Source organism: Rhodoferax fermentans (assembly GCF_002017865.1).
GTDB lineage: Bacteria > Pseudomonadota > Gammaproteobacteria > Burkholderiales > Burkholderiaceae_C > Rhodoferax > Rhodoferax fermentans.
Window position 1 is genome coordinate 2261072 of sequence record NZ_MTJN01000002.1, and the last position, 12652, is coordinate 2273723.

The window sequence follows — 12652 nt, forward strand, 5'->3', positions numbered from 1 at the left end:
GATGCAAGAAAATGGCTCCTAGCCCTTTAAAAATAAGGCGTAGAAGCTATACAAATCGATGCAATCGACCAGTTTCCTGGGGTTACAAACTATCGACCAGGGCCTGTGCCGCGAGTTCGTCGGTGACCAGCATGGTGGCGTGGCGACCCTGCAGCGCTGCACGGATGGCGGGTGCTTTGGCCACACCACCGGTGACACAGATACGCATCGGAATGCGGTCAATCTCGTCAAGCGTCAGGCCAATCATGCGTTCATCCAGCGGACCGAGGATGGGCTGACCCGCCGCATTGAAATAGCGCCCGGCAATCACCCCCACCGCACCTTGGTCCAAATACGGTTGTATCGCGTCGGGGGTGACCGCGCCCGAGGCAAAAATCGTGCTGTCGCGCCCCACATGGCCCAGGCCGAAGACGATCTTGGTGCAGGTTTGCAGCAGTTCGAGCTGCGGGATCAACGCAGGCTCTTTGTAGAGCAACTCGCGGATCTCGGCGCGCGACACCAGCGCAGGCGCATGCAGGTTGATACAGCGTGCGCCAAAACGGTCGGCGATGTTGGAGGTGCACAGCTCGGGTGAGAACTCGAAGGTGGCCAGCATGCTGCCGGTGATCTGGATCACCGACAGGCCGGGCACGCGTTGTGGTGAGATTGCCTGTGATAGCGCCAGCACCGTGCGGCCCCAGGAGACACCCAGCATGTCGCCGGTTTTCACCAGGCTGGACAACAGCTGCGCTCCGGCCTCACCCAGGCGCACCTCGGCCGGGCGGCGGCCCTGGTCGTCGGGGATGACGATACAACGCTCCAGCCCATAGTGCTGGCTCAGGCGCTGGGCCAGCCGCATGGCGGTGTAGTGTTCACTGTCCAGGGTGATCTTGACCACGCCCAGGCGGCGGGCTTCATGCAGGTAATTGATGACCGAGGCGCGCGACACCCCGAGCACCTCGGCAATGTCGCTTTGTGTCAGCTGGTCTTCGTAATACAGCCAGGCGGCCGACAACAAGGGGTCCAGGTTGGGGGCATTGGTACCGGCCACCCCTTTGCCACTTTGGGCTGGTTTGGGCGTTTTGGATGTACTCATGTGGGGGTCCTTTGTGGCGCGACCAGTGAGGGGGAGATCGGCAGGGTCCGGACATCAGTTCGGACAAATGAAATGGGCTGATAACATATGTCAGTGAGACATTTGTTAAAAATCAGCGACTTATGTTACTTGTTTTTTGAAAGCTTGTATGAACAGTTTGTGGAGTGATGTCGACGCGGCGGCCTATGTTGAGAAATATGCCACACACGCGGTGCCGGCCGCCTTGGCCTTGCGCACCTATTCGGCGCGTTTGTTGGGTGCCAATCCCAAACTGGTCTTGCATGGCGGTGGCAACACCTCGGTCAAGCTGACGATGACAGACGTGCTGGGTCAACCGGTGCGGGTGCTGTGTGTCAAGGGCAGCGGCTGGGACCTGGCCAGCATTGAGCCGGCCGGTCACCCGGCGGTGCGCATGGACAGCCTGCACCAGCTGCGCCAGCTTGATCGTTTGTCTGACGAAGACATGGTCAACGCCTTGCGCACCAACTTGCTCGACAGCAGTGCACCCACCCCTTCGGTGGAGGCCTTGTTGCATGCTTATGTGCCCTACACCTTCATCGACCACACCCACGCGGTGGCCGCTCTGGTGATTGCCGACCAGCCCGACAGCGAGGCCTTGTGCCACGAGATTTATGGCGACGAACTGATCTGGATCCCGTATGTGATGCCGGGTTTTGCACTGGCCCAGGTGGTGGCCCGTGCCTGTGAGGCCCGCCCCGACGCCAAAGGTCTGCTGCTGGCCAAACACGGCCTGTTCAGTTTTGGCGACAGCGCCCGCCAGTCCTACGAACGCATGATCGACTTTGTGAGCCGCGCTGAAACCTTCATTGACGCGCGCAAGGCCAGCCGAGGGAGTACTTCGGCACCAGTCGGCGCCGTGGTGTCGGCCCCATTGGCCGCCATGGCCGATGTGGCACCGTATCTGCGCGCGGCGCTGGCCGCTATCGCACCAGCCAACGGCCCGCAGCACTGGCTGCTGGATCTGCGCACCGATGCGCTGGCGCTGGACTTTGCCAACGGGCTGGGGCAGACCGAGGTGGCCCAGCGTGGTGTGGCCACGCCTGACCATGTGATTCGTATGAAAAACCGCCCGCTGGTGCTGCAGGCCCCGTTGGCGGGCCAGCTGGATAACTGGGTCCGCGACACCCAGGCCCGCCTGGCCAGCTATGTCAGCGACTACCACGCTTATTTTGAGCAAAACAACACCCGCGTGGGCGGCCACAAAACCGTGCTCGACCCCTTGCCACGTGTCGTTGTCATCCCCCAACTGGGGATGGTGGCCGTTGGCAAAACCGCCGCTGAGGCTGCTGTGAACGCCGATGTGATGGCCTCTTGGATGGAGGTGGTCACCGAGGCACAGGCCTGTGGCCACTACGAGCCGGTGTCGCCCGCCGATGCGTTTGACCTCGAATACTGGTCGCTGGAGCAAGCCAAACTGGGCAAAACGGCGGCCAAGCCACTGCAAGGCCGGGTGGTGGTGGTCACCGGTGCTGGCAGTGGCATTGGTGCGGCCACCGCGCGTGCTTTTGCCGCACAAGGGGCCGAGGTGGCTTTGCTCGATGTGGACAGTGCAGCCGTCCAGGGTGTTGCCAAAAACATGGGACGTTTTGCCCTGCCGGTGTGTTGTGATGTGACCGATGCCGAGTCGGTGCGTTTAGCCTTTGCGGCGGTGCTGCAGCGTTTTGGCGGGGTCGACATTCTGGTCTCCAACGCGGGGGTGGCGTTGGGCGGTGGCATGCTGAACCTGCCTGTGGACGCCTTGCGCCAGAGTTTTGAGGTGAATTTTTTCGCCCACCAGCTGGTGGCGCAAGCGGCGGTGGGCATCCTGCAAAAGCAGCGCCTGGGTGGGGTGTTGTTGTTCAATGTGTCCAAGCAGGCAGTCAACCCTGGCCCTGATTTTGGTGCCTATGGCACCTCCAAGGCGGCTTTGCTGGCCCTGGTGCGGCAGTACGCACTGGAGCATGGCAAGGACGGCATCCGCGTCAACGCGGTGAATGCCGACCGCATCCGCTCCGGCCTGCTCAACGACCAGACCATCACCGCCCGCGCCAAGGCACGTGGACTGAGTGAGGCAGACTACATGGGCGGCAACCTGCTGGGCCAGGAAGTCACCGCACAGGACGTGGCCGATGCGTTTGTGTTGTCGGTCCAGTTGAAGAAAACCACCGGCAATATCATCACGGTGGACGGTGGCAACGTGGCGGCCATGTTGCGGTAAGAACGTCTGGCACCACACACCATGGATTTCAAGACCCTCAACACAAGTACCCTGGCGAATTACCTGCGCACCGTGCCGTCCGTCACCGCCTTGCTGGGCGACATGGACGCGCTGGACATCGTCGAGGTCGGTGACGGCAACCTGAACTACGTCTATTTTGTGAGCAGCCGGGCCAATCCCAGAGACAGTCTGGTGGTCAAACAGGCCTTACCCTACATGCGCCTGGTGGGAGAGTCCTGGCCACTTACCCGGCACCGTTCTGACCGCGAGGCGCATGCCCTGCGGCAGTTTGGCGCCTTGTGCCCGCAGCATGTGCCCCAGGTGCTGCACTTTGACAGTGAGCAGTCGCTGATCATCATGCAGCGCCTGAGTGATCACCTGATTCTGCGCAAGGGCCTGATCCAGGGCCTGCGTTACCCCAAGCTGGCTGAGCACCTGTCCACCTACCTGGCGCAGACGCTGTTCCATGGTTCGGACCTGTTCCTGAGTGCTGCCGCCAAAAAGCAGGCGGCCGCTGCCACCACCAACAGCGAGCTGAGCAAAATCACCGAAGACCTGGTGTTCACCTGCCCTTTTGAAGACCACGCCAGCAACGCCTACAGCCCGGCGCTGCCACGCACCGAGATCGAGCGGCTGCACAACAACCCGGCGCTCAGGGTGGCTGCCGCGCAGATGAAGTGGGCCTTCATGAACCAGACCGAAACCTTGTTGCATGGCGACTTGCACACCGGCTCGGTCATGGTGAACCAGACCGACACCTATGTGATCGACCCCGAATTTGCCTGTTATGGCCCTTTCGGTTTTGACGTGGGCCTGCTGCTGGCCAACTTCTTCACCGCCTACTACGCCCAGGACTGGCAACGCCCGCAGGCCGGGGAAGACCCCGCGCCCTACCAGGACTGGCTGCTGGCACAGGCATCCAGCATCTGGTGTGGTTTCTCTGACAAGTTCCTGGCCTTGTGGGTTGCGCATGAGGCGCCCACGACCCAGAGTTTCATGGGGGATGCGCGTGATGCGGACAGTCTGGCGCGGTTTCGCACCAGTGTGATGCGGCAGATCTTCAGCGACACACTGGGTTTTGCCGGTTGCGAGTTGATCCGCCGCACCCTGGGCCTGGCCAAGGTGGCCGAGGTGGCCAGCATTCCCGACACCCAGGCCCGTGCAGCCATCGAGTTGCGCTGCCTGCGCCTGGGCGAGGCGCTGCTGCTGCAGCGCCACCATATCATTGACATGAACCAGGTGTTGGACCTGGCCCGATAGACACGACGATCTTTTCCATGAAAGTACAAGGACAAGCCTGGCGCACGGTTTGGCTCAACCCCGACCACAGTGTGGGTGTGATTGACCAGCGTTTTTTACCACACGAACTCAAAACCGCCTGCCTGCGTGAGGTGGCTGACGTCGAACAAGCGATCCGCGAGATGTGGATTCGCGGTGCCCCGCTGATTGGTGTGGTGGCCGCCTACGGCATGGCGGTGGCCATGCGCCAGGACAGCAGTGATGCAGGGCTGTTCAGTGCCAAAAAAACCTTGCTGGCCACCCGCCCTACCGCCGTCAACCTGCGCTGGGCGCTGAGCCGCATGCTGACGGGGCTGTTGCCGCTGCCGCGTGAACAACGGGCAGACGCCGCCTATGCCCTGGCCGCCCAGATGGCCGACGAAGACGTGGCCATCAACCAGCAGCTGGGGCAGCATGGGCTGGCCTTGATTCGCACCCTGGCACAACAGCGCCCGGGCCAGCGCATCAATATCTTGACCCACTGCAATGCGGGCTGGCTGGCCACGGTGGACTGGGGCACCGCCACCTCACCGATTTACCAGGCTTTCAACGAAGGCATCGATGTGCATGTCTGGGTCGACGAAACCCGACCGCGCAACCAGGGCGCCTCACTCACCGCCTGGGAGCTGGGCCAGCACGGTGTGCCGCACACCCTGATTGTCGACAACGCCGGTGGTCACCTGATGCAGCACGGTCTGGTGGACATGTGTATTGTGGGCACCGACCGCGTCACCGCGCGCGGGGACGTGTGCAACAAGATCGGCACCTACCTGAAAGCGCTGGCCGCGTTTGACAACCAGGTGCCGTTTTATGTGGCCATGCCGTCCTCGACACTGGACCTGACGGTGCACGACGGTCTGCGCGAGATCCCGATCGAGAACCGCGAGGGTGAGGAAATCTCGCACCTGTCGGGCTGGCATGCCGACGGTTACCTCAGCACGGTGCGGATTTGCCCGAGCAACACCGCCACCAGCACCAACCCCGGCTTTGATGTGACACCCGCGCGCCTGGTCACCGCACTCATCACCGAGCGTGGCCTGTGTGCGGCACATCCGCAGGCGATCCAGGCGATGTTTGCCTCCGTTGGCTGAGCGCCAGGGTCGGGCGGATGATGCATCAAAATGGCTTCAGGCCCTTGTATTAAAAGGGCTTGAAGCTACAAATACCAGAGTATTTCGGGGCTGTATGGCGGGACCGGGTGAGTGTTCATCCATCACCCTGTGGCCTAGGTTCTGAATGTGAAGCTGGGTTCACCGGTGTCGGGTGAGAGCTTGTGCAACTGGCGCAGCTGCCGCAGTTCGGTCAGCAAGAGTTGGCTCAGATCGGCCATCTCTGCGAGTTTCTGCGCGGTCTGCTGGGCGTTGCGCTCGCTGCGCTGCTCGTAGAGGGCATCGGCGCGTTCGTGCAGTGTCTGGTGCAAGGCCTCCAGACGGGCAAACCCCGGGTACTGTTCGAGCTTGAGGCGGGTGCTGGATTTGTTGAGCCAGACCGAGAATCGGCAGCACGGGCCATCCACCACCGGCGCCGGACGTTGTGAACGGGTGGCCAGACTCATCACTTCCTTGAACCAGGCGCGGTGTTCGGTTTCGGCCAGCAGCATCGCGATGCCGCGTGAGCCCACCGACTCGGACTCGGCCCAGCTGCTGGGCACAGACCACTGCGCCAGCCAGCCTGGCACCTGGGTGGCGGGCATCGGTTTGGCAATCGCATAACCCTGGCCAAACTCGCAGCCAAATTCGATCAGGGCACACCCATGGGCCACGGTCTCCACGCCTTCGGCCAGGGCGATGCGGTCAAAGTTGCGTGCCAGCCCCAGCACGCTGTTGACGATGGAGGCGTCCTCCACATCGTCGAGCATGCCACGCACAAAACTCTGGTCAATCTTCAGGGTGTGTGCGGTCAGCTGTTTCAGGAAGGTCAGCGAGGAATAACCGGTGCCAAAGTCGTCCAGCGCACACGACAAGCCCATGCCTTGCAGTCGGGCGATCAGCGCCGAGACCTGGGTGATGTTGCCCAAAGCGCCGGTTTCCAGGATCTCCAGCTCCAGCTGCTGGGGCTGGAGGCTGGGTTGCTGGTCCAGCTGCCACTGCAGCCGGTCGGCAAATTCGGGGTCCAGCAGCTGCTGGGCGTCGATGTTGACACTGACCGAGGTGTGGATCCCCTGGGCCTGCCAGCTGGCCAGCTGCGCCAGCGCGGTTTCGATCACCCAGTCGCCCAGTTTCACCGCCATCGGGTGTTGCTCCAGCAGGCCGATGAAGGCGTAGGGCGGCAGCAAACCCAGCTCAGGGTGCTGCCAGCGGATCAGGGCCTCAAAACCGACCACCTCACCGGTGTGTAGTCGTACTTTGGGCTGGTAAAACAACACAAACTCGCGGCGCAACAGGGCTTGGCCGACCTCGTCGATGCGGGTCAGGCGGGTGCGGGTGATCTCGTCCTTGACCGGGTCAAAGTGGTGATAGCGATTTTTGCCGGCCTGTTTGGCCAGGTACATCGCCTGGCTGGCTTGGCGCAACAGCTGCTCGGCATCGATCTGGTCATTCGGGCTCAGCTGCGCGATGCCGATGCTGGCCGTCAGGGACAGCGTCTGTACCTGGTCGGTCACCTGCATCGGCTGCGCCAGCAGCAGCAGCAGCTGGTCCACCAGACGCAGGCAGTCGTCGGGCTGCGCCAGGTGGCTGAACATCACCGCAAACTCGTCACCACCGATGTGGGCCAGCAGCTGCTGGCTTTGCAAGGTGCTGGAGAGCCGGTGGCTCACCGCCAGGATCAGTTGGTTGCCAATTTCGGGCCCATACGACAGGTTCAGCGCGGCAAAATTGTCCAGATCGATGTAGGCCACGGCCAACTGCTGTGGTGTGCTGTGTTCGGCCATGCTGGCGGCCAGCAGTTCTACAAACAGCTTGCGGTTGGGCAGGCCGGTCAGCGCGTCGTGGTGGGTGATGCAGTCGATCTGTTCGTGGTGGTTCTTTTGTTCACTGATGTCGATGGTGATGCCCGACAGCAGCAGCGGCTGGCCGGTCTCGTCGCGCTGCATCACCCGTCCCAGGGTACGGCACCAGACCCAATGGCCGTCTTTGTGGCACATGCGCAACTCCAGCTCGTAGCTGGGGGACTCGCCGCTCAGGTGTTGGGCCATCAGGCGTTGCTGGCGCGCTTTGTCGTCCGGATGGATCCACGAGATGTACAAGCCGTACGGGCCTTGCCGGTGTTTGAGACCGGGGTAACCCAGCATCGCCGAGCTGCGTTCGTTGAAACGGATGACATCGGTGCGCAGGTCCCATTCCCAGGTGCCGGCCTGCGCGGCGTCCACCGCGTTTTGCAGCTGCAGGCGTTCGGCCTCCAGGGCGGCGGTGATGGTCTGGCGTTCGGTGATGTCGTGGGCCACACCCAACACCCCCTGCAACAGGCCGTGGGCATCACGCAGCGGCACCTTGGTGGTTTCCATCAGCGAGCGCTTGCCGCTGATCGGGTGGGTGACCCATTCCTCGTAGACCAGCGGCTGCTGTGAGGCGCTGGCCATCTGGTCCCGCGCCTGGAAGGCAGCGGCGAGTTCCGGGGTGAACAACTCGTGGTCGGTTTTGCCAAGAATGGCCGACTTCTCCAGCCCGAGAAAGTGTTCAAAAGCGGTGTTGCACGACAGGTGAACACCGTTCACATCCTTGAACCAGACCTGATCGGGCAGGGTGTCCACCAGGGTCTGCAAATGGGTTTCGCTGGCGGTGAGTGCCGACTCGGCCCGGTGCCGGTCGGTCACATCGGTGAAGATGGCCAGGATGTTGCTGCGCCCAGCCAGGGTCATCGGCAGGCGCTCGATTTCGGCCATGAAGCGGCTGCCGTCCTTGCGCTGCGTGGTGATCACGCGCGGGGCTTTGGTGATGCCCTGCAGCATCGCCTCAAAGTCGGCGTCTATCTCCGGCAAGGCCTCGGCAGGATGGATGTCCACCAGACCCATGCCCATCAGTTCCTCGAGCGGGTAACCCAGCAGCTGGCAAAACCAGGCGTTGGCAAACACAAAACGGCGGGTCACGGCGTCAGCCACCACCAGCCCGGTGGGGGCATGGTCGATCACGCTGCGCAGGGTCTGTTCCAGCGGCGACATCGAAGCCGATGCCCGTCCGGCCGGGCCGTTGAGCAAAAACCGCCAGCGTTGCTGGCTGCTGCTCAGCGCACCTTCCAGCTGTTGGCGGGCCACTTTCTCCTGCATCAGTGACAAGGCCTGGGCCGACACCGTGCGGTACATCGCCAACACACCCTGCAGCAGCACCGGCGTGGCCCCGGACCTCGTGGCCTGCGCCTGCTGGTGTGCCTGCGCCAGGCTGAGTCCGGCCTTGACGCCGAGCACCACCTGCGCCAGGTGTTTGTCGTGTTCCAGAATATGCACCGCCAGCCACTCGGTCAGGTAGGCAAACAGCTCGTCCATCAGCTCGGGCAAGGGCGCCTGGGCAGCCTGCAGCTTGACCACCTGGGCCACAAAACGCTGGTGTTCGCGCACATGCTCGTCCAAGGCGGCATGGCCTGCGAGTGTGGTCCGCCAGATGCCTTCTTCGGTGCGGAAATGGCTGTCGGCGTAGTCGGTCAATTCGGCCAGGCTGGTGTTGAGGTCAATTGCGCTGGCGCCTTGGACATGTTGCTGCGCCAGCCGGTTGATCAGCCGCACCAGCACCTGATGCTGCTCATCGATCAGGGCAATGCCTGTGTCCAGGTGGCTGTTCCAGGGGAAGATCTCAAACATCGTCTGGTTCAGCATCAGCTGTTGCGGGTGAAAAAGACCAGGCTCATCACCAGACCGGTCACGATCACACCCCAACGTACCGCCTGCGCTGGCAAACGTCTGGCCCAGCGCGCCCCGAGAAAACCGCCCACCGTGGCGGCCACCATCATCAGCAGGCCTTCGCGCCAGGCAATCGCACCGGCCAGCACAAAGGCCGCCACCGACAACCAGGACAACACCAGCGAATTCAGGTTTTTGAGCGCATTGGCGGTGTGGATGTGGGACTCACCGGTGACGGCGTACAAGGCCATCAGCAAAATACCCAGGCCACCGTTGAAATAACCCCCGTAAATGGCCACCAGCAGCAGACCGGGCTCGCGCCAGCGGTCCAGGTCGAGGGTGCTGCGCTGGGCCCGACGCGCCAGGCTCGGCCCCGCAGCAAACAGCGCGGTGGCGAACAACAGCAGCCAGGGCACGATCACCGAGAACACTTTGGCCGGTGTCACCAGCAGCAAACAGGCACCGGCCACACCACCCAGCGCCGCAATGGCCATTTCACGCTGCAGGCGCCGTGGTGGCACACGGCGCAGTTCGTCCCGGAAACCCAGGGTGCTGCCGAGGTAACCCGGGCTTACCGCGAGGGCACTGGTGGCGTTGGCCATGATCGGCGGCACGCCGGCAAACACCAGCGCGGGCAGGGTCAGGAAGCTGCCGCCGCCGGCCACGGCGTTGAGCACACCGGCCGCAAAAGCAGCGCCAGCCAGCAGCAAGGGGAGGGTCCAGACGTCCAACAACATCCCGCCATTGTCACCCGCTTGGGCACCCTTTTTGTGCGTGGTTTGGGGGTTTCAGCGCAAGTTGATCACTCAGGCGGGTACCGCAAAGCGCTGGTTCAGGTAGCCGATGATCACGGCGGAGTCCTGGATCCACTGCACCTGGCCGTTGGCATCGGTGACCTGCAGGCAGGGCACCTGGTCGCGCCCGCTGCCTTGTACCAGCTCGGCTTTGTGGCGGGCGTCATGCTGGGCGTCACGCTTCTCGATGGGCAGCGCCAGCCGGTGCATCTCTTGACGCACCTTGAGGCAAAACGGACAGGTTTTGAACTGGTAGAGCGCCAGGCTGCGGCAGTCCTGGTCCACCTGAGCCTGCAATGCGGGCGCGCGCTGTACCGCTTGGGGGCGGCTGAGCCGCTCCCACAGCAGCATGAAAGGGCCCAGGGCAATGCGCAGGCTGCGGAAAAAGAGTCGGATCAGAGGTTTCATCAAACAAGGAGGTGGCTGTCGTTGGATCATACGGCACGCGCTTGGGCCTGGCTTTACCTGCGCTTTACATGGCGCTAACCACTGCTTACAAACGCTGCCTAAACTGGAAGCAGATTTCCCAAGGAGCCACGCCATGACTGCGCAAACCACACCCGGTGGCCTTTTGCCGCAAACCCCCGAGATACCGACGGACCAGCTGCTGGTCGAGGTCTACGCCCAAGCCGCACCTGCGGTGCAATCGGGCATGCTCTCCAAACTGGTGGGCAAGGTGTACCAGAGTGCTGCTCCGGACGAGCGTTCCGTGTTGGTGCGCCAGCTGATGCAGCCGCTGGGTATCCTGTCCTTGCTGGCGGTGGCCAACGGGGTGTTTGCCAAACTGCGGCTGCAGGGTGGGCTCTCTGGCTGGTCGACCCGGCTTGACGAGGTGCAGGTGGACGATGTGGTGGAACTGGCCAGTTTTGTGCAACAGGTCAGTGGGCAGGCGATGCATAGCCTGGCCCAGTGGCTCAGTGCCTCACCGGTGCTGCTGAGCTCTGCCGCTGCGGTGATGCTGGTCAAGCTGCTGCTGGACCGCGCTACGCCAGGGCAGGAGGCTGAGCCGCAGCTCTGAAGATATAAGTCAAATCAGCCGTTAGCCCTTTTATAGCAAGGGCTGACAGCTCTTAAAACTATAGTTCAAAAATTTTCCCCGGGTTCAGGATGTTGTCCGGGTCCAGCGCGGTTTTGATGGCGCGCATCATGGCCACCGCGCCAACACCGGTTTCTTCGAGCAAAAAGCCTTTTTTGTGCAGGCCCACACCGTGTTCACCGGTGCAGGTGCCACCCAGGGCCAGCGCCCGGCGCACCAGCTGGTGGTTGAGCTGTTCGGCCGTAGCCCGCTCTTCGGGGCTGTTGGGGTCGATCAGGTAGCCCATGTGGAAGTTGCCATCACCGACGTGGCCCACCATGAAGTACGGGATGCCGCTGGCCTGCGTCTCCAGCACCGAGTCCAGCAAGGCGTCGGCCAGCCGCGAGATCGGCACACAGGCGTCGGTCGAGATGACTTTGCAGCCCGGGCGCGATTGCACCCCGGCAAAGTAGGCGTTGTGCCGTGCCGTCCAGAGCCGGGTGCGCTCCTCCGGGGTGTGCGCCCATTCAAAGGTGTCGCCGCCAAATTCGGCGGCGATGGCCTGCACGGTTTCCACCTGCTCCTGCACCCCGGCTGGTGAGCCGTGGAACTCCATCAGCAGCAAGGCACTCTCGGGCAGACTCAGTTTGGAATGGGTGTTGACCATGCGCACGGTGACGGCATCCAGCAGCTCACAACGCGCAATCGGCACCCCCATCTGGATGATCTGGATGGTGGCATTGACGGCCTCGGCCAGGCTGGCAAAACTGCAGGTGGCGGCCATCACCGCCTCGGGCAGCGGGTAGAGCTTGAGCGTGATCTCGGTCAGGATGCCCAGCGTGCCCTCGCTGCCCACCATCAGGCGTGTCAGGTCGTAACCGGCGCTGCTTTTTTTGGCACGGGTGCCGGTGTGGATCAGCTCGCCACTGGCGGTGACCACGTCGAGCGCCAGCACGTTCTCACGCATGGTGCCGTAACGCACGGCGTTGGTGCCACTGGCACGGGTCGCGCACATGCCGCCGATGCTGGCGTCGGCACCGGGGTCAATCGGGAAAAACAGGCCGGTGGATTTGACGGCTTCGTTCAGCGCCTTGCGCGTCACGCCGGGCTGCACCGTCACCGTCAGGTCTTCGGCGTGGATGGCCAGCACCTGGTTCATGCGGCCCACATCGATGCTGATGCCGCCTTGCACCGCCAGCAGATGCCCCTCCACCGACGAGCCTGCGCCAAACGGGATCACCGGCACCTTGTATTGCGCGGCCAGCTTCACCGCGTCACTCACATCCTGGGCCGATTCGGCAAACACCACCGCGTCGGGCGGTGGCACGCTGAAAGAGGATTCGTCGCGCCCGTGCTGTTCACGCACCACCTGGGCCAGTGACAGCTGTTTGCCAAAGCGCTGGCTCAAGGCCTCGATCAGGGCAGGGGGTACCGGGCGGGTTTGGACAACTGGGCGCAGGGGCTCGCTCGTCAGGGATACGTTCATGGGGTCTCCGTGGTG

9 protein-coding genes are annotated in these 12652 nt (G+C 62.9%); 4 read left to right on the forward strand and 5 right to left on the reverse strand.

Annotated elements, in window-relative coordinates:
• Positions 1-82 precede the first annotated feature (82 nt).
• Positions 83-1075 carry a sugar-binding transcriptional regulator gene (locus RF819_RS10695; protein ID WP_078364975.1) on the reverse strand — a complete coding sequence of 331 codons (993 nt, stop codon included), beginning with the start codon at positions 1073-1075 and terminating at the stop codon, positions 83-85.
• A gap of 148 nt (positions 1076-1223) precedes the next feature.
• On the opposite strand from RF819_RS10695, the gene RF819_RS10700 reads away from it, so the two are divergent.
• From RF819_RS10700 to mtnA, 3 genes are read left to right on the forward strand one after another with little or no spacing between them, the layout of a single operon-like run.
• Complete coding sequence (locus RF819_RS10700) at positions 1224-3293, forward strand: bifunctional aldolase/short-chain dehydrogenase (protein ID WP_078364976.1); 2070 nt, start codon at positions 1224-1226, stop codon at positions 3291-3293.
• A gap of 21 nt (positions 3294-3314) precedes the next feature.
• Positions 3315-4553 carry an S-methyl-5-thioribose kinase gene (mtnK, locus tag RF819_RS10705; protein WP_078364977.1) on the forward strand — a complete coding sequence of 413 codons (1239 nt, stop codon included), beginning with the start codon at positions 3315-3317 and terminating at the stop codon, positions 4551-4553.
• 17 nt (positions 4554-4570) lie between these two features.
• The gene (mtnA, locus tag RF819_RS10710; protein WP_078364978.1) at positions 4571-5662 is read left to right on the forward strand and encodes an S-methyl-5-thioribose-1-phosphate isomerase; all 1092 of its coding nucleotides are present in this window, start codon (positions 4571-4573) and stop codon (positions 5660-5662) included.
• A 134-nt stretch (positions 5663-5796) separates the two neighbouring features.
• On the opposite strand, the gene RF819_RS10715 is transcribed toward mtnA, so the two are convergent.
• The 3 genes from RF819_RS10715 to RF819_RS10725 form a co-directional block, all read right to left on the reverse strand.
• Positions 5797-9318 carry a bacteriohemerythrin gene (locus RF819_RS10715; protein WP_078364979.1) on the reverse strand — a complete coding sequence of 1174 codons (3522 nt, stop codon included), beginning with the start codon at positions 9316-9318 and terminating at the stop codon, positions 5797-5799.
• Positions 9318-10079 carry a sulfite exporter TauE/SafE family protein gene (locus tag RF819_RS10720; protein WP_078364980.1) on the reverse strand — a complete coding sequence of 254 codons (762 nt, stop codon included), beginning with the start codon at positions 10077-10079 and terminating at the stop codon, positions 9318-9320. Before RF819_RS10720 ends, RF819_RS10715 begins: the two co-directional genes overlap by 1 nt.
• A gap of 69 nt (positions 10080-10148) precedes the next feature.
• The gene (locus RF819_RS10725; RefSeq protein WP_078364981.1) at positions 10149-10544 is read right to left on the reverse strand and encodes a glutaredoxin family protein; all 396 of its coding nucleotides are present in this window, start codon (positions 10542-10544) and stop codon (positions 10149-10151) included.
• A 133-nt stretch (positions 10545-10677) separates the two neighbouring features.
• Between RF819_RS10725 and RF819_RS10730 the strand changes: the two genes are divergently transcribed.
• A complete protein-coding gene (locus RF819_RS10730; protein ID WP_078364982.1) occupies positions 10678-11154 on the forward strand; it encodes a hypothetical protein in 477 nt (158 codons plus the stop codon).
• Between the two features lie 58 nt (positions 11155-11212).
• Here the strand turns inward: RF819_RS10730 and RF819_RS10735 are convergent, their stop codons facing one another.
• Positions 11213-12637, reverse strand: a complete 1425-nt coding sequence (locus tag RF819_RS10735; protein WP_078364983.1) for an FAD-binding oxidoreductase — start codon at positions 12635-12637, stop codon at positions 11213-11215.
• Positions 12638-12652 lie beyond the last annotated feature (15 nt).